Origin of the sequence: Noviherbaspirillum sp. ST9 (assembly GCF_048799745.1) — a bacterium.
GTDB lineage: Bacteria > Pseudomonadota > Gammaproteobacteria > Burkholderiales > Burkholderiaceae_D > Noviherbaspirillum.
Window position 1 is genome coordinate 229863 of sequence record NZ_JBLWFR010000008.1, and the last position, 26670, is coordinate 256532.

General features: G+C 61.6%; 21 protein-coding genes and 1 tRNA gene. 9 read left to right on the forward strand and 13 right to left on the reverse strand.

Features of this window, described 5'->3' with window-relative positions; all coding sequences use genetic code 11:
- The first annotated feature begins 210 nt into the window (after positions 1–210).
- Both ACNOHI_RS19665 and ACNOHI_RS19670 read left to right on the forward strand, forming a co-directional pair.
- On the forward strand, positions 211–516 hold the full coding sequence (locus tag ACNOHI_RS19665; RefSeq protein WP_420476393.1) for a hypothetical protein: 306 nt from the start codon (positions 211–213) through the stop codon (positions 514–516).
- Positions 517–581: 65 nt separating this feature from the next.
- A tRNA-Leu gene (locus tag ACNOHI_RS19670) sits at positions 582–666 on the forward strand.
- Between the two features lie 126 nt (positions 667–792).
- Here the strand turns inward: ACNOHI_RS19670 and ACNOHI_RS19675 are convergent.
- From ACNOHI_RS19675 to ACNOHI_RS19715, 9 genes are all read right to left on the reverse strand, one after another.
- Positions 793–3042 carry an Orn/Lys/Arg decarboxylase N-terminal domain-containing protein gene (locus ACNOHI_RS19675; protein ID WP_420476394.1) on the reverse strand — a complete coding sequence of 750 codons (2250 nt, stop codon included), beginning with the start codon at positions 3040–3042 and terminating at the stop codon, positions 793–795.
- A 179-nt stretch (positions 3043–3221) separates the two neighbouring features.
- A complete protein-coding gene (locus tag ACNOHI_RS19680; protein ID WP_420476395.1) occupies positions 3222–4397 on the reverse strand; it encodes an SRPBCC family protein in 1176 nt (391 codons plus the stop codon).
- A 126-nt stretch (positions 4398–4523) separates the two neighbouring features.
- A complete protein-coding gene (locus tag ACNOHI_RS19685; RefSeq protein WP_420476396.1) occupies positions 4524–5093 on the reverse strand; it encodes a DUF4337 domain-containing protein in 570 nt (189 codons plus the stop codon).
- Positions 5094–5582: a dihydrofolate reductase gene (locus ACNOHI_RS19690; protein ID WP_420476397.1), complete on the reverse strand. Its 489-nt coding sequence runs from the start codon at positions 5580–5582 to the stop codon at positions 5094–5096.
- Complete coding sequence (locus tag ACNOHI_RS19695; RefSeq protein WP_420476398.1) at positions 5582–6376, reverse strand: thymidylate synthase; 795 nt, start codon at positions 6374–6376, stop codon at positions 5582–5584. Before ACNOHI_RS19695 ends, ACNOHI_RS19690 begins: the two co-directional genes overlap by 1 nt.
- Before the next feature lie 70 nt (positions 6377–6446).
- Entirely contained in the window at positions 6447–8225 is a 1779-nt protein-coding gene (locus ACNOHI_RS19700; protein WP_420476399.1) for an ABC transporter transmembrane domain-containing protein, read from the reverse strand.
- Positions 8222–9295: a lipocalin-like domain-containing protein gene (locus ACNOHI_RS19705; protein ID WP_420476400.1), complete on the reverse strand. Its 1074-nt coding sequence runs from the start codon at positions 9293–9295 to the stop codon at positions 8222–8224. Before ACNOHI_RS19705 ends, ACNOHI_RS19700 begins: the two co-directional genes overlap by 4 nt.
- Positions 9295–11838, reverse strand: a complete 2544-nt coding sequence (locus ACNOHI_RS19710) for an FtsX-like permease family protein (protein WP_420476401.1) — start codon at positions 11836–11838, stop codon at positions 9295–9297. The genes ACNOHI_RS19705 and ACNOHI_RS19710 overlap by 1 nt, the downstream gene beginning before the upstream one ends.
- Entirely contained in the window at positions 11835–12482 is a 648-nt protein-coding gene (locus tag ACNOHI_RS19715) for an ABC transporter ATP-binding protein (protein ID WP_420476402.1), read from the reverse strand. Before ACNOHI_RS19715 ends, ACNOHI_RS19710 begins: the two co-directional genes overlap by 4 nt.
- A 269-nt stretch (positions 12483–12751) precedes the next feature.
- Between ACNOHI_RS19715 and egtD the strand changes: the two genes are divergently transcribed.
- Complete coding sequence (gene egtD, locus ACNOHI_RS19720; RefSeq protein WP_420476475.1) at positions 12752–13675, forward strand: L-histidine N(alpha)-methyltransferase; 924 nt, start codon at positions 12752–12754, stop codon at positions 13673–13675.
- Between the two features lie 12 nt (positions 13676–13687).
- On the forward strand, positions 13688–14923 hold the full coding sequence (egtB, locus tag ACNOHI_RS19725; RefSeq protein ID WP_420476403.1) for an ergothioneine biosynthesis protein EgtB: 1236 nt from the start codon (positions 13688–13690) through the stop codon (positions 14921–14923).
- 8 nt (positions 14924–14931) lie between these two features.
- Here the strand turns inward: egtB and ACNOHI_RS19730 are convergent, their stop codons facing one another.
- Complete coding sequence (locus tag ACNOHI_RS19730) at positions 14932–15381, reverse strand: GNAT family N-acetyltransferase (protein WP_420476404.1); 450 nt, start codon at positions 15379–15381, stop codon at positions 14932–14934.
- 138 nt (positions 15382–15519) lie between these two features.
- Here ACNOHI_RS19730 and senA point away from each other — a divergent pair, with 138 nt between their 5' ends.
- Positions 15520–16707, forward strand: a complete 1188-nt coding sequence (senA, locus tag ACNOHI_RS19735) for a selenoneine synthase SenA (protein ID WP_420476406.1) — start codon at positions 15520–15522, stop codon at positions 16705–16707.
- 48 nt (positions 16708–16755) lie between these two features.
- On the opposite strand, the gene ACNOHI_RS19740 is transcribed toward senA, so the two are convergent.
- Together ACNOHI_RS19740 and fabI are read right to left on the reverse strand one after the other, a co-directional pair.
- Positions 16756–18147 (reverse strand): DEAD/DEAH box helicase, encoded by a 1392-nt coding sequence (locus ACNOHI_RS19740; protein ID WP_420476407.1) that lies wholly within the window; start codon positions 18145–18147, stop codon positions 16756–16758.
- Between the two features lie 308 nt (positions 18148–18455).
- Positions 18456–19238, reverse strand: a complete 783-nt coding sequence (fabI, locus tag ACNOHI_RS19745) for an enoyl-ACP reductase FabI (protein WP_420476408.1) — start codon at positions 19236–19238, stop codon at positions 18456–18458.
- A gap of 332 nt (positions 19239–19570) precedes the next feature.
- Here fabI and ACNOHI_RS19750 point away from each other — a divergent pair, with 332 nt between their 5' ends.
- From ACNOHI_RS19750 to ACNOHI_RS19765, 4 genes are read left to right on the forward strand one after another with little or no spacing between them, the layout of a single operon-like run.
- Positions 19571–21370: an extracellular solute-binding protein gene (locus ACNOHI_RS19750; RefSeq protein ID WP_420476409.1), complete on the forward strand. Its 1800-nt coding sequence runs from the start codon at positions 19571–19573 to the stop codon at positions 21368–21370.
- Between the two features lie 23 nt (positions 21371–21393).
- A complete protein-coding gene (locus ACNOHI_RS19755) occupies positions 21394–22452 on the forward strand; it encodes a microcin C ABC transporter permease YejB (protein WP_420476410.1) in 1059 nt (352 codons plus the stop codon).
- Complete coding sequence (locus ACNOHI_RS19760) at positions 22449–23486, forward strand: ABC transporter permease (protein WP_420476411.1); 1038 nt, start codon at positions 22449–22451, stop codon at positions 23484–23486. Before ACNOHI_RS19755 ends, ACNOHI_RS19760 begins: the two co-directional genes overlap by 4 nt.
- A complete protein-coding gene (locus tag ACNOHI_RS19765) occupies positions 23483–25105 on the forward strand; it encodes an ABC transporter ATP-binding protein (RefSeq protein WP_420476412.1) in 1623 nt (540 codons plus the stop codon). Before ACNOHI_RS19760 ends, ACNOHI_RS19765 begins: the two co-directional genes overlap by 4 nt.
- Positions 25106–25115: 10 nt before the next feature.
- Here the strand turns inward: ACNOHI_RS19765 and ACNOHI_RS19770 are convergent, their stop codons facing one another.
- Positions 25116–26633, reverse strand: a complete 1518-nt coding sequence (locus tag ACNOHI_RS19770; protein WP_420476413.1) for a transglycosylase SLT domain-containing protein — start codon at positions 26631–26633, stop codon at positions 25116–25118.
- Between the last annotated feature and the right edge of the window lie 37 nt (positions 26634–26670).

The following is a 26670-nucleotide window of genomic DNA, read 5'->3' on the forward strand; positions in this document are numbered from 1 at the left end:
GGTGCTGCGGTCGCTACGAGGAGCGACGTAATGATGTTGTTGCATCGATGATGCGCGCAAAAGCCGGCACCGTCTGTTTCTGAAGTGCGACTGATGTTGCCAAATGTAAATTCGGTCAACGCGAAGAATAGGAGAGAGTTGTCAGGACGGGCAATGACTCCGGGAGCAACGCGGGATAGTATGTGCGCATTGCAGATGGAGAACATTCTGATGAGTAATGCGGACATCCTGACGACCGTCTTTCTGGTATTGATCGTGGGCATCGCCGTGTACGCGCTCGGCTACTTCGGCGGACGCCAGTACGGCTATCGCCAGGGTCTGGCGAAGGGCGAAAAGCTGAACGGACAGGTGCAGCACCTGAAAGGCATGACGGATGGATACGTGATGGCCCTTCAGCACACGCCCGCGCAGCGTAATGAGTACATGAACAACGTGCTGTTGAAAATCGGTGCCGTTACCCCTTCGGAAATCGAGGCGCGCCGGCAGCGTCGCTTTCGTGCGCAAATGGAAGGATGACGGAATATTCGTTACATGCCTGACATTCCTGTCCGATATCCGCTATAATTGCGGCCTCTCGGTAAGCCCAGATGGCGGAATTGGTAGACGCGCAACGTTGAGGTCGTTGTGTCTTAGGATGTGGAGGTTCGAGTCCTCTTCTGGGCACCAAATGTTTCAAAGGCTCGCTTCGGCGGGCCTTTTCTTTTTTAGCCGTTAGCGTTACGGCCTTGAAAACAAAAAAGCCAGCGGCGAAACCGCTGGCTTTTTTTCTGCACCCGCGAAGCGTCCTCCGCGTTACTTCACGCAGTCCACGTAGTAGCCGCGCTTGCCATCGACATCCTGCGTCACGAGGCCGTGCACATCGGTCTCGAAACCGGGGAAGCGCTCATTGAAGTCGCGCGCAAACTTCAGGTAGTCGACGATGGTCTTGTTGAAGCGTTCGCCCGGGATCAGCAGCGGGATGCCCGGCGGGTAGGGCGTCAGCAGGATCGCCGTGACGCGGCCTTCCAGCTCCTCGATCGACACGCGCTCGATCTCGCGGTGCGCCATCTTTGCAAAGGCATCGGACGGCTTCATCGCCGGCTGCATGTCGGACAGGTACATTTCCATCGTCAGCCGCGCCACGTCATAGGTCTTGTACATGTCGTGGATGCTATGGCAGAGCTCGCGCAGGCCGACGCGCTCGTAGCGCGGGTTGGCGGCGGCGAATTCCGGCAGGATGCGCCAGATCGGCTGGTTCTTGTCGTAGTCGTCCTTGAACTGCTGCAGCGCGGTCAAGAGCGTGTTCCAGCGGCCCTTGGTGATGCCAATGGTGAACATGATGAAGAACGAGTACAGGCCGCACTTCTCGACGATGACGCCATGCTCGGCCAGGTACTTCGTGACGATCGAGGCCGGGATACCAGTCTCGCCGAACTTGCCGTCCAGCGCGAGGCCCGGGGTAACGATGGTCGCCTTGATCGGGTCGAGCATGTTGAAGCCCGGTGCCAGCTTGCCGAAGCCGTGCCAGTCGTCTTCCGCGCGGATCATCCAGTCCTCGCGCGAGCCCATGCCTTCGTCCGCGAAGTTGTCCGGCCCCCAGACCTGGAACCACCAGTCCTGGCCCCATTCCTGGTCGACCTTGCGCATCGCGCGGCGGAAGTCCAGCGCTTCGAGGATGCTCTCTTCGACCAGCGCGGTGCCGCCCGGCGGCTCCATCATCGCCGCCGCGATGTCGCAGGAGGCGATGATCGCGTACTGCGGCGAGGTGGAGGTGTGCATCAGGTAGGCTTCATTGAACATGTCCTGGTCGAGCTTCACCGTCTGCGAATCGCGCACCAGGATCTGCGAAGCCTGCGACAGGCCGGCCAGCAGCTTGTGGGTCGATTGCGTGGAGAAGATCAGCGATTCCTTGGCGCGCGGACGGTCCTTGCCGATTGCGTGCATGTTCTTGTAGAAGTCGTGGAAGGTGGCGTGTGGCAGCCAGGCTTCGTCGAAGTGCAGGGTGTCGATTTTCCCGTCGAGCATTTCCTTGATGGTCTCGACGTTGTACAGCACGCCGTCGTAAGTCGACTGCGTGATGGTCAGGATGCGCGGCTTCTTGTTCACCGCTTCGCGCGCAAACGGGTTGGCCTCGATCTTCTTCATGATGTTTTCCATCTTGAATTCTTCGAGCGGGATCGGGCCGATGATGCCGAGGTGGTTACGCGTCGGCATCAGGAAGACCGGGATCGCGCCGGTCATGATGATCGAGTGCAGAATGGACTTGTGGCAGTTGCGGTCGACGACGACGATGTCGCCGGGGCCGACGGTGGAGTGCCACACCATCTTGTTCGAGGTCGACGTGCCGTTGGTGACGAAGTAGCAGTGGTCGGCGTTGAAGATGCGCGCGGCATTGCGCTCGGACGCGGCAACCGGGCCGGTGTGGTCGAGCAGCTGGCCGAGTTCTTCCACGGCGTTGCAGACATCGGCGCGCAGCATGTTTTCGCCGAAGAACTGGTGGAACATCTGGCCGATCGGCGACTTCAGGAACGCGACGCCGCCCGAGTGGCCGGGGCAGTGCCAGGAATACGAACCATCCTTCGCGTAATGCACTAGCGCGCGGAAGAAGGGCGGTGCCAGGCTGTCGAGGTAGGACTTCGCTTCACGGATGATGTGGCGAGCTACGAACTCCGGCGTGTCCTCGAACATATGGATGAAGCCATGCAGCTCGCGCAGGATATCGTTCGGGATGTGGCGCGAGGTACGGGTTTCGCCGTACAGGTAGATCGGAATGTCGGCGTTCTTGTAGCGGATTTCCTCGACGAAGGCGCGCAGCGATTTCAGCGCGACGTCGGTTTCCTCGGACGTGCCGCCGCCGAATTCTTCATCGTCGATCGACAGGATGAAGGCGGACGCGCGCGACTGCTGTTGCGCGAACTGCGACAGGTCGCCGTAGCTGGTCACACCCAGGACTTCCATGCCTTCGTCCTCCATGGCTTGCGCCAGGGCGCGAATGCCGAGGCCGGAGGTGTTTTCGGAGCGGAAGTCTTCGTCGATGATGACGATGGGGAAGCGGAATTTCATGTGGTCTCCAGGTAGGACAGAGACGCCTGGGCGGGAAAGCTTGCGCGCCGAAAAAAGAAAACCCGAATTTTCGCAGATATGGCGGGGGTGTGCGCAAAATGGCCGCGATTTTGCGAAGATAATAAAAAGTTGTTGTTTTGATACTCGCGCCGTGCTCCCCGCCACGGCGCGATATGCGGTCAGCTCGGGTAGATCGCCTGTTCTGCGGCGATATCCACGCCTCTTGGTGGCGCGTTGCCTTCGATATGCGTTTTCATGCGCAGCAGGTCTTCTTCCAGCTGGTGCTTCGGATTGCCGTTAAACAGTGTGGCGACTGCATCGCCCACCATTCCGGCTGGCGGCCTGTAAGTCATGTGCACGGAGACGCGGGTGCCGTCGCCCGCCGGTTCGAAACGCACCCGTCCCGTATGCCCGACCTCTGCGTCCTGGGTGGTGCGCCAGGCGAGCGTGCGCGGTCGGTCGCTCTCCGTTACCATCGCATCCCATTCGATCTGCACCCCCGCCGGTCCGCTGACCTTCCAATGCGTGCGGCCTTCGCCGATGTCACGCACTTCACGCACGTTGGACATGAACTGCGGGAAGTTTTCATAGTCCGACCAGGCGTCGAAAACGGCTTCGGGGGACGCATCGATGTAAATCGACTTGTGGAGTTCGACGGTCTGCGCGCCTTGGCGATTCGATACCTGCCGTCCCTTCACCATGCCGCGTGCGAACAGGCCGATTCCGAGCGCCGCTGCAGCGAGACCCAACGCGGATCGCTGCCGCATGCCATAGGCGCCAAGTGCGCCGCCCCCGACGGTTGCTATGGCGCGCCAAGCAGGCGGCCAGTTCGCCTGGAGGATGGGGGTATGGAGCTGGCGCGGGCGCCCTTCGCCTTGCAGCGACGGCACCCCTTCCGCGCGCTCGTGCACCTGGAGTGCATCATCAATGCTCTTCACACCGGACACTGTGCGTACTGCTTCCAGCAGCTGTGCTTTCTCATGCGTGAGCACAGGGCCGCTCAGAATGACGCTGCCGTCCTGCGCATGCACCTTGATGGCGTGGGGATGGGATACGGCGCGGCCGACCATGGAGCGCACACGTTCGACCAATAGCTGGTCGCCGGCACCTTTGGGACGACGCGAGAACAGGCGTCCGGTCTTCGCGCGCACGCCTTGCATGCGGTTGGCAAGGTCGCGCGATGCGGTGCCAAGCGCGCCTTGCGAGCGGTGCGCGGTACTCACCATCTTGTCGCGGATGAGGGCGCGGCGGCGCCTGCCTCGGTCGGGGTCGGACAGATACATGGCCGCCGCACCAATTGCGGCGCCAGCCAGCCATTTTCCCCACGCTTGCGATGTTGCCGACTCCTGGTCCATGACGATCTCCTTTTGTACGTTGACGGAAACGTGCAGCCGGTCAATGCCGGTAACCGGCCACAGGCGGATAAATGAGACAGGCGAGGAGGGGAGGAGTTGCCCGGCGAATGCCGGGCAAAGGAGGAATTACAAATGCAGCCAGGCAAGCACGCCAAGGCCGAGGCCTGCAGCGGCGACGCCGTAGGAGGCGTATTCAAGCCACTTCTTGCGTGTGAGCAGGGTAATGGCCGCCAGCGAGATCGCGATTTGCTCGGCGGTCATGGCCTGCGCCCAGCGGTGGTGCTGGTGCATCTGCTCATCGGACTGCTTGTCCCAGTTCACGGCCGAGACTTCCAGTTCTTCAGCCTTGCCCTTGATGTCAGCCTTTTCCGACTTGTAACGTTCGACCTCGGCCTTGTATTTCTCGGTGTCGGTGCCCGGCAAAGTCAGGGCCAGCTCGGCGAGGTTCTGCTTGTTGGACTTGGCCTGGTAGTAGTTCCACTGGTTGGATGCCTCGGTCTTCTTGATCGCGGCATTGTTCTTGTACAGCGCGGCGTTGTTCTGCGTGGCGCCAGCCTGGTAGCCGAAGATCGCGCCGACCGTGGCGAGGATCGCCGTCGTCACCGCAATCTTGTTGGAAAAACCGTCGCTGCCGTGGGCAGCGTGTTCCACTTCATGGTCGTGCGGGCCATGAACATGAAAACCGTGTCCTGACATTTATTCTCCTGTTCGTACGTAAGTGACGTAGGCGTAGTTGAATCCGTTGGATTCGGAATGGTGGGATTCGCGCGCGACTTCTTTCCATTGCTTTGGATCGATTGCAGGAAAGAAGGCGTCGCACTCGAAGGTCTTGCCGATTTCGGTCACGACCATGCGGTTCGTGATGGGGAGCGCCTCGGCGAAAATCTGGCCGCCGCCGATGACGCAGGACGGTGTTTCGCCGACCAGCGCAAGCGCCGCTTCGAGCGAATGCACCGTGTCGACGCCGTCGCGCTTCCACTCGGGATTGCGCGTGATGACGACATTGCGGCGGTTGGGCAACGGGCGTCCGATGGAATCGAAGGTCTTGCGTCCCATGATGATGGGCTTGCCGGTCGTCGTGCGCTTGAAATGCGCGAGGTCCTCCGGCAGATGCCAGGGCAGCTTGTTGTCGATACCGATGCCGCTTTTTTCGTCGAGGGCGACGACGATGGTGAGGTCCGCCATCAGACCGCCACCGGTGCCTTGATGGCCGGATGGCTCTGATAGCCCTCGATCTCGAAGTCCTCGTACTTGTAGTCGAAGATGGAATCCGGCTTGCGCTTGATAACCAGTTTGGGCAACGGGAAGGTGTTGCGCGAAAGCTGTTCCTTCACCTGTTCCATGTGGTTGGAATACAGGTGGCAGTCGCCGCCGGTCCAAATGAAGTCGCCGACGTCGAGTCCGGCCTGCTCGGCCATCATGTGCGTGAGCAGCGCGTAGGACGCGATATTGAACGGCACGCCGAGGAAGATGTCTGCGCTGCGCTGGTACAACTGGCACGAGAGCTTGCCGTCGGCCACATAGAACTGGAAGAAGGCATGGCAGGGCGGCAGCTTCATCTGCGGAATGTCGGCCACGTTCCAGGCGGAGACGATCATGCGGCGCGAATCCGGATTGTTGCGGATCTGGTCCAGGACCTGCGCAATCTGATCGATGTGCTTGCCGTCCGGCGTCGGCCAGGAGCGCCACTGATAGCCATAGATGGGGCCCAGATTGCCTTCCGGGTCGGCCCATTCGTCCCAGATCGAGACGCCATTGTCTTTCAGGAACTTGATGTTGGTCGAACCGGCCAGGAACCAGATCAGTTCGTGGATGATGGATTTCACATGGACCTTCTTGGTGGTCAGCAGCGGAAATCCTTCCTGCAGGTTGAAACGCATCTGGTAGCCGAACACAGAGCGCGTGCCCGTGCCCGTGCGGTCGGTTTTTTCGGTGCCATGTTCATGGACATGGCGCATGAATTCGAGGTATTGGCGCATGGATTTGCTTTTTGTAAGGTGGCGCTATTTTAAAGGATCGTGGGGCAATCCTGCGGCTTGTTACACAGTTCTACTCTTGCCCGAATTGCAATGCGGCGAGGCTCGCGTACAGTCCGCCCTGCGCGACGAGCGACGCGTGCGTGCCGGTCTCGACGATGCGGCCGTGTTCCAGCACGATGATCCTGTCCGCGCGCTGCACCGTGGCCAGGCGGTGGGCGATGACCAGCGTTGTCCGTCCGACCATGGCGGCCTCCAACGCCGCCTGCACGAGGCGTTCCGATTCCGCGTCGAGTGCGCTTGTCGCTTCGTCAAGCAGCAGCAGGGGCGGATTTTTCAGGAGCGCACGGGCGATCGCAATGCGCTGCCGCTGTCCGCCCGACAGGCGGACGCCGCGTTCGCCCAGGAACGAGCGGTAGCCATCGGGCAGGCGCTCGATGAATTCGTGTGCTGCTGCCAGGCGCGCGGCCTGAACCACTTCCTCGTCGCTGGCATCGGTACGACCGTAACGGATGTTCTCCATCGCGTCGGCCGAAAAGATGACGGTGTCCTGCGGGACGATGCCGATTGCGCCGCGCAAGGCGTGCAGGTCGAGGCGACGGATGTCCATGCCGTCAAGCAGGATCTGCCCCTGCTGCGGATCGTAGAAGCGGAGCAGGAGCTGGAACAGTGTCGTCTTGCCTGCGCCCGACGGGCCGACCACGGCCACGGTTTCACCGGGTCGAATATCGATCGATACATCGGACAGCGAGGCGTTCTGCGGACGCGAGGGATAGTGGAAAACGACATCCCGCAGGGCAAGCGATGCACCATTCGCAGTGCGTGCCGGCAAGGAAACCGGCGACGGAGGCGGTTGTATCGGTGAACGCACGACGAGCAGTTCGAGCAATCGTTCCGCCGCGCCGGCCGCGCGTTGCGCCTCGCCCATCACTTCCGACAGCGCGCCGGTTGCACCGGCGACGATCGAGGCGTACAGGATGAACTGGCCGAGTTCTCCACGCGTCATCGTGCCCTGTATGACGGCATGCGCCCCCAGCCATAGCACGAACACGATGGCGCCGAACACGAGCAGGATCGCCAGCGCGGTCAGCATCGAGCGGGCGCGGATGCGCTGCATGGCGGTATGGAAGGCGCGTTCGACCGACTCGCCGAAGCGCCGCGACTCGTTTTTCTCCTGCGTGAAAGCCTGGACCGTCGGCATGGCGTTGAGGATCTCGCCAGCAAGCGCCGACGCATCCGCCACGCGATCCTGCGAGTCCCGCGACAGCCTCCTGACGCGGCGGCCAAACAGGATGATCGGTACGACGACCGCCGTCAGCAGCACGAGGATGATCGAGGACAGCTTGACGCTGGTGACGAACAGCATCACCAATCCGCCTGCGAAGAGCAGGCTATTGCGCAGGGCGAGCGAGATGCTCGTGCCAACCAGGGTTTGTATCAGCGTGGTGTCGGTCGTGAGGCGCGACAGCACTTCGCCGGTCTGCGTGGTCTCGAAGAATTGCGGGCTCTGCAGGACCACGTGCCCGTACACCGCGCTGCGCAAATCGGCGGTGACGCGCTCGCCGAGCCAGGACACCATGTAGAAGCGCGCCGCCGTCGCCAGGGCGAGTATCGACGCGACGCCGAAGAGCGCAAGGAAATAGACGTCGATATGGGCGCTGTCCTGTATCCCTTCGCCGCCGAAGCCGGCATCGATCATGCGGCCAAAGGCATAGGGGATCGCGAGCGTGGCACCGGCGGCAATGAGCAGCGCCACGCCGGCCAGCATGAACTGCTTCCGGTATGGCGACAGGAAGGGCAGGAGCCCCTTGAGCGTCGCGATGCTGCCTTTTTGTTCTCGTGGTGCACTCATAGTTTCAGGGGTTTCACGTACCCGGTCAGTTCGAGGTAGCCGCGCCCGACGCGCTGTCCGTTGCGCCGGAGGGTCACGGCCCCCTCCCAATATACCGAACCTGTGGACTGCCGCGAATCAAGCTCCTGGTCGTCCTGCAGCGGTTCCAGCTCCCAGGTCGTTGTGCCGGCACGCACCTTGACGGCAACCGGATAACTCGCGCCGGTGCGCGGTGAGCGCCAGGTGCGCGTGGGGGTGAACTCGACCTGGCCCGGATCGAAATGCGATATCCGGCCCGACTTGTCCCGCAGTGCGGCGTGGGACCAGAGGACGCCGCCGTTTTTCCGGCGGATGCGGAAGACCATCAAGGCTGCGCCGTCGTCCATGTTGGCGCCGATCCAGTCCCATCCTGCCGCTTCCGGATCAAGCACTGTCGTCGACCATTCGTGATCCAGCCAAGCCGTGCCGGTAACCTGCGCCGTGCCGCCCGATCGTGTCACCGCACCTTCCACCTTCAGTTGCGGTTCGCTGTAGTAGTAGCTGGCCTGCGCCGCCTTCGGCCCCTTGCGGGAAAAGCCGTTCTCGCCTTGCAGCATCGGCGGCTGCGTCGGTGTCAGCACAAGGTCGAGCGTGAAATCGCGGGCGGGAAGGGTGGCGCGATAACGTCCGTCGGCCTCTCGCACGAAGCGCCAAGCATCGAGCTTGACGTCGGTGTTGCCGGTCCGCGCAAACGCGCGACCGAATCCTTCGCGCGCGCTTTTCTGTTCATGCAGCAGTTTCCCGACGCCGGGATCGGATACGGCAGCGTGAGCAATGATCAGTTGCTTTGGCGCGAAGCGGCTGGGATTGCCCGCGTCGTGATCCGTGGCCGAGCGGAAGAAGGTGATCTGGAATCCCAGCGCACGGCCGTCCGCCGTCTCGAGCCACCCGGTCACGTACCACCATTCGGTGCGGTAATCGGGATGTGCACCGAAGTCCTGGGGCAGCGTCACCGTTCTTCCGGGCGTGACGGCGGAAAGCTGCGGCGGCGCGGCAAGAGCCGGCAGTGCAAGGGCGAACGAGAGCAGGATGCAGGCGATGCGCGAGATCATTACCAGTCCTCCCTGACGGCGCGGACCGCATCGCCGGAAACGGCGTATCGGCCCGAGGCAAGTGCGGTCAACGCCGCGGAAACCAGCAGCAGTGCGGCCACCGACAGCAACATGCGCCATGGCATGTGCAACTGCATGGTCCAGTGGAAGGACTGCGGATTGACGACGAAGACGAGGATAAGACTGACTGCGCTGCCAAGCAGGAATCCGACGGCGATACCGAGCACGGTGAGCAGGCTGCCCTCTGCCGCGAGCATCGCCAGGATCTGGCGGCGCATGAGGCCGATGTGCCGCAGCATGCCGAATTCTTTCGCCCGTGCCAGCGTCTGTGCGGAAAATGTCGCGGCCACGCCGAACAGGCCGATGACAATGGCGACGGCCTCCAGCAGGTAGGTGACGGCAAAGCTGCGGTCGAAGATGCGCAGGCTGATGGCCCGGATCTCGGCCGGTTCGGAAAACTCCAGCGCGCCGCCGAACGGCAGCCGCCGAAGACCCTCGATGACCTGTGCGCTGCTTGCGCCGTCGCGCAGCCACAGCGCCGCGTCGTTCACCTCTCTGTCGCCCGTCAGCTGCCGGTAGTCGGACAGGCGCATCTGGATGGCACCCGACTGCCGGGCATAGTCGCGCCAGATGCCGGCGACATACACTTCGTGCTGTTGGCCTGCCACCGGAAGACGCTGGCGTTTGCCGGGTTGTAACCCGTAGAGATCGATCATCGCCTCGGATACCCAGACCGGCACGGCGCCCGAAGGAATCTGCGCCGCGGGTACCGAATCCCCGATCAGCGGCAAGGTGCGCGCAGGATCGGCGGCATCGATCGGCCGGGCAAGCAAGGCGACGGAAGGCCGCGCCGGGTCGAGCACCAGTTGCGTCACACGCAGGAAGTCGGCGCGGGCAATGCCGGGCGCCTTCGCGATGGCCTCCTGCTCGGCAGCGGAAAACGCGCCGGTATTGCCGCCAGTGGACGAACGCACGTACAAGTCCGCTGACAGCACCTGCGAGAGCCAGTCGTCCACGGACACGCGGAAGCTTGCCACCATGATCGCCATCGCCACCATGAGGCTGAAACTCGACAGCACACCGCCAAGCGCGATCGATGCCTGGTTGGGCGCGTTGGCAAGGCGCCCGAGGGCAAGCGCCGCCACCGCGCTCGAACCGGGCCGGATGAGCAAGCGTGACAGCAGGGAGAACACCCACGCCGCCACTCTCGGCATCAGGCCGATCCCGCCGATCAGCAGGAGCGCGATCGAGAGGTACCCGAACACCGGCAACTCGAACACCGGCGGCAACTGCGACATCGCACTGCCGGCCGCAAGGCATACGAGCGCAGGCCAGGGCGTGGCAAGTCGTGACAATGCAACGTCTTCGCTTCCGGATTTGAGCGCATGGGCGGGCCGTGCCCGTGCTGCTTCCCATGCCGGACTGGCACAACCGAGCAGGCCTGCCGCAGTGCCAAGCAGAAAAAACGCGACGGCTGCGGGCAGCGAAAATTGGACGGTCGGCTGCACGCCGGGAAAGTATCCGCCACCCAGGTCGCCGCCGAACAAGCGCAGGGCGGTACCGGCAATCGCGTAGCCACCGGCAAGGCCAGCGAGCGAGCCGGCCACGCCCAGCACCGCCCCCTCGGCAAGGATGTGCACCAGCACCTCCCGGCGCGTCATGCCGGCGACGCGGAGCAGGGCGAGCTGGCTGCGGCGTCGCAACACGGACAACGCCTGTGTCGAAAACACGAGGAATGCGCCGGTGAACAGTGCCACCAGCGCCAGCATGTTGAGGTTGACCCGGTAGGCGCGCGACATGTTCGCCGTGCGCGCTTCCTGATCTTCCGTCTCGGTGACGATCAGGCCCGCCGGGAGGTCCTTCGCAAGCACGGACTTGAACGCGCTGCGGCTGATGCCCGATTCCAGTTTCAATTCGATGTGCGACAGGCGGCCAAGCCGGTTGAAGCGCCATTGCGCCGCGCCGATGTCCATGACAGCGAGCCGCTGTCCCGCGCGGGCGCGAATGAGCCCGCCGGCAACGCGCAGGCGCACGGCCTTGGTTCCGGCCTGCAAATGCACGGTATCGCCTTGTTTGACCTGCAGCCACTCCATCGCGGCGGGTGAAAGGAAGATGGCATCATCGGCGAGCGTGTCGAAGGCGCGGTCCTCCGCCGGCATGCCAATGAGATCCGGGGCGATGAGACCCGCCTGAAACACATCGATGCCCAGCACCTTCAAGGAGCCTTGCCGTCCGGGGACCGCAGCCTCGACTTCGAGAACAGGACTGGCGGCAGCGATTTCCTTGCGCTGCGCAAGCAGTTCATAGAGCGCCTCATCAAAGGTCGGCTGCACGCCGCGCAACTGCAGGTCAGCCTCTCCGGACAGGCTTTTCACCGCGGCGGAAAATTCGTTGTAGGCCGCGGCATTGATCAGGTGAATCGCAAAACCGAGGGCCACGCCAAGTGCAATGGCGGCAGCCGCGACGAGGGCGCGAACCGGATGGGCCCGCCATTCGCCGAACGTCAGCCAGCGCCGCAGCACGGCGGTCGAGCCCGCGTTCATGCGGGCTGCAACCCGTCACGGGTCAGCACCAGGACCCGGTCGGCCGTGGCGGCAGCGGCATGGGAATGGGTGACGATGATGCCGGATGCGCCGTTGTCCTTGATCTCCTTACGCAGCAGCAGCAATACCTCGTGCGCCGTGTCGGGGTCAAGGTTTCCGGTCGGTTCGTCGGCCAGCAGCAGTTTCGGCCGGTGCACGAGTGCCCGCGCAATTGCGACCCGCTGCATTTCTCCGCCCGAGAGTTGCCGCGGATAGTCGTGGCCGCGAGAGCGCAGGCCGACGGCGTCCAGCATCTCCGCCGCGCGGTCAAGGCCTGACCTGTTCAGCATCAAGGGCAGGGCGACGTTCTGCATGACCGTCAGATGCGGCAGTACGTGGAACGCCTGGAAAACGAAGCCGAACTTTTCGCGCCGCAACTGCGTCGCCGCATCGTCATCCAGCGCAGTCATGGCGACGTCGTCGATCAGGATTTCGCCGGAATCCGGTACGTCCAGGCCGGCGATCAGGTTCAGCAGGGTTGACTTGCCAACGCCGGATTCGCCCATGATTGCCACGTATTCGCCTGCTTCCAGCGTGTAATCGAGTCCCGCGAGCACTTGCCTTCCACTTGCATACGATTTCTTGATGTCCCGCAGGATGAGCATTCTGGTCTATGGGTGGCGGGTGAGAGGAATTGTTACTCCACGAGCAACGAGCGGATTGATGTAAGGAAGATCATGCGGTTTCGACATAAGCAAATACGAAACCATGCTTGTGTCGCCTCAAGGCCGAGGGGAGCACGCCAAATATGATAACGAAAAACCTTGCCCTTCATTGCACACCGCCTAATCTGGCATTTAAGCAAGCTTGCTTGAGCGAATCCATGGTACCCAGTCCCCATTCCGACCAGCCGCACTTTCTGCAGTTGTATCGCATGGACCCGAAGGCGACCCGGTCGGAGTTGGACAGGGGGCTTCGCGCGCCGGTGGCGACGATTGCGGCCAAGTATCTGTACGACGCATTGGGATCGAAGCTGTTCGAAGCGATCTGCGAGCTGCCGGAGTATTACCCGACGCGCACCGAGGGCAGCATTTTCAGCACGCACCTTTCCGATATTGCCCGTTCGACCGGGCGGGGCGCGACCTTCATCGATCTCGGTGCAGGCAATTGCGCCAAGGCCGAAAGCCTGTTCCATGCGCTGCAACCCACCCAGTACGTGCCGATCGACATTTCCGTGGATTTCCTGCGCGATGCCGTGGAGCGGCTTCGCTACCGTTACCCCATGATCCGCATGATGGGGATCGGCATGGATTTCTCGCACTCGCTCGAATTGCCGCAGAGCGTACGGCGCGAAAAGCGCCTGTTTTTTTATCCGGGCTCATCCATCGGCAATTTCTCGCCGGAGGAAGCCGCGGGACTGCTTGGACAAGTACGCGACGCGTGCGGCGCGGATGGCGGCCTGCTGATCGGCGTCGACTTGCTGAAGGATAAAGCGGTGCTCGACGCCGCCTACGATGATGCCATCGGCGTGACCGCCGCGTTCAACCTCAACATGCTGCGTCACCTCAATGGGCTCATCGATGCCGATTTCGATGTGGCCGACTGGAAGCACCGCGGCTTTTTCAATGAAGCCATGGGACGCGTAGAAATGCACCTCGAGGCGCGGCGAAGCGTGACTGTCCGCTGGCGAGACGGGATGCGCCATTTTCACCAAGGCGAGCGCATCCATACCGAGAACAGCTACAAGTACACGCGCCACGACTTCCTGCAACTGCTGGAGCGTGCCGGTTTCGGCACCGTACGTGCGTGGACCGACGCGCGCGAATGGTTTATGGTCTGCCATGCACGCGCATTGTGACGGAGAGCGACGATGAACGTCGATACGATTGCCGCGCGCTTCCTGGAAGTCCGCAAGCACACCATGGCGCTGGCCGAGCCGCTGTCGGAAGAGGATTGCTGCGTACAGTCGATGCCGGACGCAAGTCCTATCAAGTGGCATATGGCGCACACCACCTGGTTCTTCGAGACCTTCATCCTGGAGCGGCATGAACCGCGGTTCCAATCCTTTCATCCGGCTTTCCGCGTCCTCTTCAATTCGTATTACAACGGTGTCGGCGACAAGCACCCACGCCCGCAGCGCGGCATGCTGACGCGCCCCTCGCTGCGTGAAATTGAAGCGTACCGTCATAACGTGGACGAGCGCATGTCTGCGCTGCTCGCGGAACAGACGCTGACAGCCGAATTGCTGGCACTCGTCGAAACCGGCATGCAGCACGAGCAGCAGCACCAGGAACTCATGCTGACCGACGTCAAGCACATGCTGTCGATGAATCCGCTTTTCCCGGCGTATTCCTCCGCGCCGTTCAAGCCGGCGGCACCGGCAGCGCCACTGGCGTGGGTGGCGCATGAGGCGGCACTGGCCGGGATCGGGCATGCAGGCAACAGCTTCTGCTTCGATAACGAAACACCGCGCCATCGCGCCTTTGTCGAGCGTTATGCCATTGCGTCGCGCCTGGTCAATAACGCCGAATACCTTGCATTCGTGGAAGACGGCGGCTACCGCACGCCATCGCTGTGGCTGTCGGAAGGCTGGGACTGGGTGCAGGCGAACCGCCTGGAACATCCGCTGTACTGGCGCCGCGATACGGACGAATGGAAGGAATTTACGCTGCACGGTTTGCAGCCGCTCGATCCGAACCGGCCTGTCACCCATGTGTCGTTCTTCGAGGCCGATGCGTTCGCACGATGGCGCGGCGCACGATTGCCTACGGAAACGGAATGGGAACATGCGGCGCAGGCCGCCTCGTCTTTTGGCACGGGCGGATTGCATCCCATGTCATCGTCCCTGGAACAGGCGAACGGGTTGTGCGAACTTTTCGGTGCCGGGTGGCAGTGGACACTGAGCAGCTATGCCCCCTATCCCGGCTATCGTGCCGCGAACGGCGCCATCGGCGAATACAACGGCAAGTTCATGTCAAACCAGTACGTGCTGCGCGGATCTTCCTGCGCCACCTCGGCCGGCCATGCGCGCATTACCTACCGCAACTTCTTCCCGTCGTCGGCGCGCTGGCAGTTTTCCGCCATCCGCCTTGCAGACTCGCGCTAACACAGCGATCAGTCGAGCGGCAGGCTGTAGTGGATGAATTCATCATCCTTCATGTAACCGTGCGATTCATACAATTTCCGAGCGGGATTATCGTGTGCCGTGGACAGTTCGATGCGCTTGCTGCCCGTCGCGGCGGCATGGGCACGCGCGGCCTCCAGCAAGATGCTTCCAACGCCGTTTCCTCGCGAGGAGGGCGTGACGTACAAGTCGTTGAGCACCCAGATGCGCCTGGCGCCGACCGATGTGAATGAAGGGAACAGCTGGGTGAAACCGACCGCCTCTGCTGCGGCATTTTGCGCAAGAAAAATGACAGACTCATGCCTGGCGAGGCGCTCCGCGATGAATGCGCGGGCCAGTTCCGGATGTGATGACTGGCGGTAAAACTGGCGGTACTGGTCAAACAGCGGGGCAATGATGTCGGCATCCGACAATCCGGCTTGCCTGACGGTGATGCTCATGTTGATCCTTTGCTGTGGCGGTGGTGGCAGCGTTCAAAATTATCACAAATGCGCCGAGGGCGATTTGCGTCGTCATTGGCATTTGCATTGATGGCATCGATAATGAAAAGCGGGAACCGGGATGCCATCAAGACAGCAATGAATTTTTCCTTTCGCACGGCCACATCAAACGAAATCGCCGGCGCGTTGCAGGATGCGCGCGAAGTCACGCTGGATCTGTTCGAATGCTATGCGGCGGAAGGGTTGGACGTTGCGGGCAACGTGCCCATCCTGCCCTTCATCAACCCGCCATTGTGGGAACTCGGACATATCGCGTGGTTCGCCGAATGGTACGTCTTGCGCGAAGCGTCCTCCAGCGATCCGTCCTCGGTAAAACGTGGTTCGCTGCTGACCAGGGGCGACGATTGGTTCGATCAGGGGAGAGTGCCGCACGCCTCGCGCTGGTCCTTGGAATTGCCGAGCACGGGGGCGCTGAAGACCTATTGCCATGAAGTGATGGACCGTGTGCTGGACAAGCTCGGCAGGACAAGGAACGAACCGGAAGCCCTCTATCCTTACCGGCTCGCGCTCGCCTATGAGGACATGCGCGGTGAAGCGCTTGCGCAAGGATTGCAGACGTTCAGCATTCCCGCGCCGCAGCAACTGGGGCAGCGCAACCTCCCAGCTTGGGCACAAGGCGAGATTCGCTTTCCCGGCGGCACAATCGAGCTCGGAAGCAAGCAGGACACCGGCTTTGTATTTGACAACGAGAAGTGGGCACACTCCTGTCACGTTCCGGCGTTCGAAATGGATTCCACACTCGTCAGCAATGCGCAATATGGGGAGTTCGTCGATGACGGCGGCTACCAGAAGCCGCAGTTCTGGAGCAACGCGGGGCGTGCATGGCTGATGGCCGGAGACAGGTCCGCCCCGCGCGACTGGATTCGCGACAGCCGGCGCTGGCGCTGCATGCGTTTCGGCGGGCAGATGACTCTGGCGCCTGATGAGCCTGCGCGACACCTTAGCCTGTACGAGGCGCAAGCGTATTGCATGTGGGCGGGCCGGCGGCTGCCAACCGAGGCGGAGTGGGAATACGCGGCGCTCTCGGGACACGCCGCATTGCGCTGGGGAGATCTGTGGGAGTGGACCTGTACGCCGTTTGAGCCTTATCCGGGCTTTGCGCCGGATGCCTATCGCGACTATTCGGCGCCGGCATTCTTGACGCATCAAGCAGTGCGCGGCGCATCGTTTGCCACGCGCCTGCGCTTGCGTTCCGCCAAGTTCCGTCACTTCTGCCTGCCCGAGCGGGACGACATGTTCATCGGCTTCCGGACCTGCGCGCTGTAAACGAAAAAACGGCCACCGAAGTGGCCGTTTTCACGAAGCGGATGCGGATCAGCGATCGCCGTAGGAACGGCGTCCGCCGCCATTGTCACCGAAGTGAGAACCCTTGTTGTAGCCATCCTTGCGGGGGGCGCCCGGCTTGCTGAAGCTGCGCTGGCCCGGCTTGCCGCCGCGGTTGTCGCCCGGCTTCCAGCCGCCCGGCTTACGCGGGCTGCGCGGCGCGGATGCCGTCTTCTTCGGCTCGTAGCCCTCGATCACGTCGACAGGGATCAGCTGCTTGGTGAAGCGTTCGATGCGCTTGATGTTGATGTTTTCCGAGTGGTTCACCAGCGAGATCGCCAGGCCGTTGCGGCCGGCGCGGCCGGTGCGGCCAATACGGTGCACGTAATCTTCCGGGAACTTCGGCAGATCGTAGTTCACGACGTGGGTGATGCCCGGGACGTCAATGCCGCGGGCGGCAACGTCGGTCGCCACCAGCACGCGCACGTGGCCGCGGCGCAGTGCGTCGAGGGTGCGGTTGCGCGCGCCCTGGTGCATGTCACCGTGCAATGCCGCGGCGGCGAAGCCGGCAATGTTGAGGCGATCGGCGATGGTATCGGCATCACGCTTGGTTGCGGTGAAGACGACAGCCTGGTCGAGGGAAGTATCGCGCAGCAGGTGGTCGAGCAGGCGGTTCTTGTGCGACAGGTCGTCGACGAAGTGCACGCGCTGCTGGATGTTCTCGTGGCGGCTCGCCGCGCTGGCAATTTGGATGACCAGCGGGTCGCGGGTGATGCGCTTGGCCATGCTGCCAACCACGCCGTCCAGCGTCGCGGAGAACAGCATCGTCTGGCGGGATTCCGGCGTCGCGGCAACAATCTTCTCGATGTCTTCGATGAAGCCCATGTCCAGCATGCGGTCGGCTTCGTCCAGCACGAGGATCTCCAGTTGCGAGAAATCGATCTTGCCCGATTCCATGTGGTCGATCAGGCGGCCAGGCGTGGCCACCAGGATTTCCGGATTCTTGGCCAGCAGTTGCATCTGCTTCGGATAAGGCATGCCGCCGAGGATGGACACCGTGCGCACGCGGCGCAGGTAGGTGCCGTACTTGGTGGTCGCGGTCGTGACCTGCAGTGCCAGTTCGCGCGTCGGGGTCAGGACCAGCATCTTCGGCTGGGCAGGCTGGAAGCGCGGACGCTCGCCGCGGGAACGTGCGGACTGGCGCTCCTGGTTCGGCGTCTTCAGGCCGGGCTGGAATGCTTGTTCTGCGAGGGCAAACTTGTTCAGCGCCGGCAGCATGAATGCCGCGGTCTTGCCGGAACCGGTCTGCGAGGAAACCATCAGGTCACGGCCTTGCAATGCCGCGGGAACTGCCTGCTCTTGGACGGGGGTCGGTTTGGTGTAACCGGCTTCCGTCAATGCCTTGACGATGGACGAGTGCAGGCCGAGTGTTTCAAATGTCATTGTGTTTCTTTCTTGAATTACAACGCCGCGACCACGCTCATGACGCGTGCGCGGACGTATTGAAAAGGCAACGCCAACCAACGAAACAACTGAGAATTTTTCTGAGAAATTTCGGCACAAAGCTTTGCGCCGGGACGGTGTCTATCAAGAGCGACACCAAGAGGCGGGATGCTTTATCGTTTATTGCTAAAGGGTTGCGATGCTGCGAGGTACTTCGTGCTGCAATGCACAGCGGCGCATTATACATACTATTTGCATGCGCCGCCGGCTTATTTTGCAAGGGGCGGGGTGATCCGCCCGCTCCGGTATTACTCTTCCGGTGCGTACATGACGTGCGAGAAGCCGCCATCGACGTAGGTGATCTCGCTGGTGATACCGGAGGCGAGATCGGACAGGAAGAAAGCGGCGGTGTTACCGACGTCTTCGATCGTGATGTTGCGACGCAGCGGGGCATGGGCGGCAACGATGCCGAGCAGCTTGCCGAAGTCCTTGATGCCGCTGGCGGCGAGGGTCTTGATCGGGCCGGCCGAAATGCCGTTCACGCGAATACCCTTGGGGCCCAGGGATTCCGCCAGGTAGCGCACGCTGGCTTCGAGCGAGGCCTTTGCCAGACCCATCGTGTTGTAGTTCGGAGTGGCGCGGGTTGAACCCATGTAGGTCAGGGTCAGGAGCGAGGAGTTCGGGCGCAGCATCGGCAGGGCCGCTTTGGCCATGGCCGGGAAGCTGTACGATGAAATGTCATGTGCGATACGGAACGATTCGCGCGACAAGCCATCTAGGAAATCTCCGGTAATCGCTTCGCGTGGCGCAAAGCCGATCGAGTGAACGAGTCCATCGAGGTGATCCCAGGACTTGGCGAGATCGGCGAACGTTGCATTGATCTGCTCGTCGCTGGAAACGTCGCAGTCGAATACCAGTTCGCTGTCGAATTCCTTGGCGAACTCGGTGATCCGGTCCTTGAAGCGCTCGCCCACATAGGTGAATGCCAGTTCCGCGCCTTCGCGCTTGCAGGCCTGGGCGATACCGTAGGCGATGGAACGGTTGGACAGGAGTCCGGTGATCAGAATTTTTTTGCCTTGCAGGAATGCCATGAACGACTCCAGAAAATTTGGTGCGTATTTTAGCGCGATACGAGGGTAGACCACCTCGCCGCGGTCAAGAATCACCGGAAACGCGCCAGTTTTCGCGGTTTTCGGGCTTCTCTTTTTCAGACTGGGCAAGATTGTAGGTTGGGTTGGGGCATAGGGCAACCTTTTGCGAGCGCTTGGGAAAAATCAATCGTGTTGGCGGTCTGGCATGTTAAAACGCTCACACTTGCTTACCGAAGGGCAAGGGCAACTTGATGAATTGGTAATCCTTGCCGTCCCTTTCGGTAAAATAGCCCGGCCCAGGGTCGCTGGGGTGCACTATATATAAGAGGCGCATGCGCAAATTCCTTTTCCCCATCCTGCTCGTCAGCATGGTGTCCGCCAGCGGAAGCGCTTTGGCTGCCCATGCCTTCTCCTTGTACGGGACATCGAAGTATCCGGAGGGTTTCAAGCATTTTGACTATGTCAACCCGGATGCCCCGCGCGGCGGCGAGCTGTTCCTGGCCAATCCCGACCGGCGCACCAGTTTCGACAAGTTCAATCCGTTTTCCTTCAAGGGCGTTTCTGCCGCCGGTGTCTCCAATCTGATGTTCGAGACGCTGGCAGTCGGATCCTCCGATGAGGTCGCCACCATCTACGGCCTTCTCGCCGAAGACATGCAGCTTGCGCCGGACCGCATGTCCATGACTTTCCGCCTGAACCCGAAGGCGAAGTTCAACAATGGCGATCCGGTGACCGCGGCTGACGTGAAACATTCGTTCGACACGCTTGTTGCAAAGGGGGCGCCCTCCATCAAGATTACCTTCGCGGAAATCAAGCAGTGCGTTGTGATCGATGAGCGAACGGTGCGATTTGACTTCAAATCCCTCAATCACGAGCTGCCACTGATCGCTGGCGGCGTCCCCGTCTTCTCGCGCAAGTGGGGGCGCAATACTGATTTCGACAAGATCCAGCTTGAAGCGCCGATCGCCACGGGGCCGTACCTGATCGACCGGTACGACGTCGGCCGCTCGATCAGCTTCAGGCGAAATCCGAACTACTGGGGCGATGATGTGCCGGCGCGGCGCGGCATGTTCAATTTCGAACGGATCAATTATCAGTTCTACAAGGACGATGTCGCGCGCCTGGAAGCGTTCAAGGCCGGAGAATTCGATGTGGTTGTCGAATACTCCGCAAAGAACTGGGCGCGTTCTTATGTCGGGCCGAAGTTCGAGAGCGGCGAGATTATCAAGCGCGATATGAAACACTCGAACGGCGCAGGCATGCAGGGCTTCATGATGAACTTGCGCAAGCCGCAATTCCGCGACGTTCGCGTACGCAAGGCACTAAACCTGGCGCTGGACTTCGAATGGATGAACAGGCAGCTCTTCTACTACCAGTACAAGCGCATCTATTCCTTCTTCAACAACAGCGAACTTGCTGCCACAGGGACGCCGACTGCCGACGAACTGAAGCTGCTGGAACCCTTGCGCGCCCAGCTTGACCCCGCAGTGTTCGGACCCGCACCCGTGCAGCCGGTCACGACCGCGCCGTCGTCCTTGCGAGCCAACCTGGTCCAGGCGAAAGCCTTGTTCAAGGAAGCTGGCTGGGAGTACCGGGACGGTGCGCTACGCAATGCCAAGGGCGAGCCGTTTACCCTCGAAATCATCGATGACCAGGGCGCCATGTCGCGCATCATCAGCGTGTACGTACGCAACCTGCAAAAACTTGGCATCCAGGTGAACCAGCGCACGTCCGACTTCGCGCTGATACAGCGGCGCATGCAGGAGTTCGACTTCGAGATGACGAGCCTCAACCTCGGTGCGTTTACGAGTCCTGGCAACGAATTGTTCGACATGTACAGTTCATCCGCTGCCGATGAAAAGGGCTCAAGCAACATTTGGGGCCTGAAGGATCCGGCCGTCGACAAGCTTGTTGCCGCCGTGGTCGCCGCGACGACGTGGAAGGATCTTGTTTCCGCGTCGCGCGCGCTTGATCGCGTCCTCCTGCACAAGCATATCGCCGTGCCGCACTGGTTCTCCGGGACGCATCGCGTTGCCTATCGCAATCGATTCGGCATTCCAAAAGTCGTGCCCTTGTATTACCAGGCCGACGGCTACGTCATCTCCACTTGGTGGCAAACCGGGCCGCGATAGGAAATCAACATGAGGATTGAGCCATGAACCTGTGGGCTTATATCGGGAAGCGCCTGCTGCTGATGCTGCCGACGCTGATTGGGGTCATCGCGATCACGTTCGCCGTCATCCAGTTCGTGCCGGGCGGCCCGGTCGAGCAGATGCTGTCGGAACTGAAGGGGCAAGCCGGAGCGGGCGAGGTCTCGACGCGCGGGCCGTCGGAGTACCGCGGGCGGCAGGGCGTCGATGCAGAGCGCGTCAAGGAAATCCAGGCACTCTACGGTTTCGACAAGCCGCCGATGGAGCGCTTCTGGCAGATGCTCAAGGGCTTTGCCACGTTCGACCTCGGGCAAAGCTTCTACCATCACAAGGATGTCTGGGGACTGGTGAAATCGAAGCTGCCTGTTTCGATCAGCCTGGGGCTGTGGACATTCTTCCTGACGTATTTCATATCGCTGCCGCTCGGCATTGCGAAGGCCGTCCGCGAGGGCAGCCGGTTCGACGTGGCAAGCAGCATCGCCGTGCTGGTGGGTTATTCCATTCCGGGCTTCGTGCTCGGCGTGTTCCTGCTCGTGTTGTTCGGCGGCGGCAGCTTCGTGCAATGGTTCCCGTTGCGTGGGCTCACTTCGGACAACTGGGAACAGCTTTCATGGTTCGGCAAGGTGACGGATTACTTGTGGCACATCACGCTTCCGGTGACAGCATCGGTCGCCGGATCCTTCGCCGTGATGACCATGCTGACCAAGAACACCTTCCTCGAGGAGATCCGCAAGCAGTACGTGCTGACCGCGCGCGCCAAGGGCCTGAGCGAGAAGACCGTGCTGTACAAGCATGTCTTCCGGAATGCGCTCATCCCGCTGGTGACCGGTTTTCCTGCCGCCTTCATCGGAGCCTTCTTCGCCGGCAGTCTCCTGATCGAAACCCTGTTCTCGCTCGACGGACTCGGCCTGCTGTCCTATGAATCGGTGGTCCGGCGCGACTACCCGGTCGTCATGGGAACCCTGTACCTGTTTACACTGATCGGCCTGGTGGTGAAGCTGCTGGGCGACCTGTGCTACGTGTGGGCCGATCCGCGCGTGCAGTTCGAAAGCCTGAACCGATGACAACAACGACAACATCCATCTCGCCGGGCCGTCGCATCTGGCTGCGCTTCAAGCAGAACCGCCGCGGCTACTGGAGCCTGGTTATTTTCTGCGTGCTGTTCGGCGTCAGCCTGTTAGCAGAGATTGTATCGAACGACAAGCCGCTCGCCGTACGCTACAACGGCCAGATCATGTTTCCGATCGTGCAGACGTATTCGGAAAAGGTCTTTGGTGGCGATTTCGATACGCCGGCCGATTATCTCGATCCCTTCATCCAGGAACAGTTCGCGCGCGACGGCAACTGGGCGATCTATCCGATCAACCGCTACAGCTATAACACGCTGAACTATTTCGCGAAATCGCCCAATCCGGCGCCGCCTTCCGGGGACAACTGGCTGGGGACGGACGATCGCGGCCGCGATGTCTTCGCGCGCCTGCTGTACGGCTTCCGGGTATCGGTACTGTTCGGACTGGCGCTGACGATCACTGGCATCATCCTTGGCGTGCTCACCGGGGCGATCCAGGGTTATTTTGCCGGCAGGACTGACCTCTTGTTCCAGCGCTTCATGGAAATCTGGGGATCGATGCCGGAGCTCTACCTGCTGATCATCTTTGCATCGATCTTCGAGCCGGGCTTCGGACTGCTGCTGATCCTGCTCTCGCTGTTCGGCTGGATGGGCCTGTCGGATTACGTTCGCGCCGACTTCCTGCGCAACCGCAATCTTGAATATGTGCAGGCAGCGCGCGCGATCGGCCTCTCCAACCGCCAGATCATCTGGCGTCACGTGCTGCCGAACAGCCTGACGCCCGTCGTTACCTTCCTGCCATTTCGCATGAGCGCCGCGATCCTTGCGCTGACCAGCCTCGACTTCCTCGGTCTCGGCGTCCCGCCGCCGACACCAAGCCTGGGCGAGCTGCTGGCCCAGGGCAAGAACAACCTCGATGCATGGTGGATCGCCATGTCGACTTTCGTGGTCCTCACCATGATGCTGCTGCTCCTGACCAATATCGGCGATGCCCTGCGCAACGCGCTCGACGTGCGGAGGAAGGCATGAGTTTGCTGGATGTGCAGAACCTGCGGGTCGGCTTCGGCCCCGCCACCGTTGTGAGCGATGTCAGTTTTTCCATCGCGCCCGGCGAGAAATTCGCGCTGGTGGGTGAATCCGGATCGGGCAAGACGGTCACTTCGCTTTCCATCCTGCGGCTGAACCACGACGCGCAGTACAGCGGCCGCATCCTGTTCGAAGGTCAGGACCTGCTGCAGAAGCCGGAGGCAGCAATGCGCGCGGTGCGAGGCAAGGATATCGCGATGATCTTCCAGGAGCCGATGACGGCGCTCAATCCGCTGTTCACCATCGGCAACCAGATCGCCGAGGTATTGATGCTGCATGAAGGCATCAGCGCAAAGGTCGCGGCCCAGCGGACGGTTGAGCTGCTTGACAAGACGGGCATTCCCGAGCCCGCGCGCAGGGCCATGGCCTTTCCGCACGAGCTCTCCGGAGGGCAACGTCAGCGCGCCATGATCGCCATGGCGCTCGCCTGCAAGCCGAAACTGCTGATTGCGGACGAACCGACCACGGCGCTTGACGTGACCATCCAGGTGCAAATCCTTGAATTGTTGAACCAGCTTCAGCGCGAGGAAAACATGGCCGTGCTGATGATTACGCATGACCTGAACCTGGTTCGTCATTTTGCCGACCGGGTTGGCGTGATGGAGAAGGGACGGTTGATCGAAACGGCGAACACGCACGACCTGTTTGCCCAGCCACGCGAGGCCTACACGCGCAAGCTGCTGGCGAGCCATCCTCAGCGCGTGGTGGACACCGTTGACGAAAATACGGCACCTTTGCTGTCCGCGGAGCGCATACGCTGCACGTTCTCAATCAAGCGCGGCTGGTTCAAGAAGACGCCCTTCGTCGCGGTCAATGATGTCGACGTGCAGCTGAAGCCGCATGAGACGCTCGGTATTGTCGGCGAATCCGGATCGGGCAAATCGACCCTCGGCATGGCCCTGATCCGCCTGTCGTCGGCAGCGGTCAATGGAAAGATTGCCTTCCTCGGCAAGCCGATCAGTGACATGTCAAGCGTTGAGCTGCGCCCCATGCGCGCCAAGATGCAGGTCGTGTTCCAGGACCCGTTTGCATCGCTGTCCCCGCGCAGGACGATCGAGCAGATCGTCGGCGAAGGCCTGGAACTGCACCAGCCGCATCTCGGCCGCGACGGATTGCGCAGGGAGGTCGCCAATGCCTTGTCCGAAGTCGGACTGGCGCCGGAGATGATGTCCCGCTATCCGCATGAGTTCTCGGGCGGGCAACGCCAGCGCATCGCCATTGCGCGCGCACTCGTGCTCAAGCCGGAACTGATCCTTCTCGACGAACCAACATCATCGCTCGACGTGTCGGTCCAGCAGCAGGTATTGCTGCTGCTCGCGGAGCTGCAACGCAAGTATGGTATGGCCTATCTGTTCATCAGCCATGACCTGGCCGTGATCCGTGCGATGGCGCATCGCGTGATGGTGATGAAGGATGGGAAGGTCGTGGAGGCGGGAAAAACGGAGGAGGTGCTGTCGAATCCGTCGCAGGCATATACGCAACGCCTGTTGGCCGCGGCGACCTATTCGACCCTGAGCAAGACCGGAACCGTCCGGAGCCACGCGGGCGCGGCTCCGGCCTGAGGTCCAACCCTTAGCTCGAACGCTTCCTGCTGTTCTTGCTGTTGGCCGCCGTCGCCTTGGTCTTGCGCGCCGGAGCAGGAGCGGCCTTGCGATAGGTCGGCGCGCTCTTTGCAACCTGACGTGCAGGAGCCGATTTTCCGGCCGCCGCCTTGTTCGGCACATTGAGTTCGAGGCGCGTTCCGGCGGAGACCTTGTCGTGTTTCAGGTCGTTCCATGACTTGATCTGCGCGACGCTGACACTGTGGCGATGCGCAATCGTGGCGAGGTTGTCTTTCTTGCCGACCTTCACGTAGATTTTGCGGGTTTCCGGGACATCCGGCGCCGTCACCAGCTTGGCATTGTCGACCAGTTCCGGCGCGATGTCTTTCTCGGGAGCGTTGTCGCTCCTCGGCACGAGCACGGTCGAACCCGCCTTGACAACCATCTTGGGCGGAATGTTGTTGGCTTCCCTGATGACTTCCGGCGTCGTGCCGAATTTCTTCGCGATGCTGGCGATGCTCTCGCGCGCACCGGTAACCTTGTGCGCGGTCCAGGACGACAGGGCGCGTCCCCAACGGGCCAGGTTGGACTTGAATTTCTCTGCGTTGCTCTGCGGCAGGAGGATCTGCGTTCCCGAGCCGGCCGGGATGACCGGGCGGTTGAACTGGGGATTGAGCGCCTTGAATTCGTCAATCGACAATTCCGCCAGTTGGGCGGCAACCTTGACGTCGATGTCGCGCGTCTTGCCAATGGTGACGAAGTAAGGCTGGTTGTCCACCTTCGGCAGGGCGATCCCGTATTCGCCGGGCGCCGCAATGATGTTCTTTACTGCCTGCAGCTTGGGGACGTAATTGCGCGTTTCCGCCGGCATGAATTGCGAGAGGCCGTTGAAGTCCGGCTGGACGCCGGCCGCACGCGCCTTGTTGATGGCGCGCTGCACCGACCCTTCGCCCCAGTTGTACGCGGCGAGCGCCAGTTGCCAGTCGCCGAACATCCCGTACAACTTCTGCAGATAAGTCAGCGCGGCGTCAGTCGAGGCGAGCACGTTGCGGCGCTCGTCCTTGAACATGCTTTGCGTCAGGTTGTAATCACGGCCGGTAGACGGGATGAACTGCCACATGCCGGCGGCATGCGCACTCGAATAAGCCTGCGGATTGAACGCGGATTCGATGAAGGGCAGCAGTGCCAGCTCGGTCGGCATGTTGCGCTTTTCCAGTTCCTGCACCACATGGAATAGGTAGCGCGAAGCGCGCGTCGTGGTCCGCTGGATGTAGTCCGGGCGGGCGGTGTACCAGTCCACATGGTTGGCGACCAGCGGGTTGTCCAGGTCGGGAATGGCAAAACCTTTTCGGATCCGCGCCCAGACGTCCACTTCCTCCATCGACAGCACTTGTGCCAGCGGGTCGTTCGGGTCGTAGGGCTTTTCCAGGATGGAAACTTGCGACCAGTTGTAAAGGGGAAGGGAAAGATCGGCTGCCTGCGCGGCGAGCGGTGCTCCGAGGATGAGTAACGCTGCAACTTGGAGGTTTCTTGTTTTCAGCGGCTGCATGGTTCCTCGCTTGCTGTTATTGGCCTGCGGCGATCGT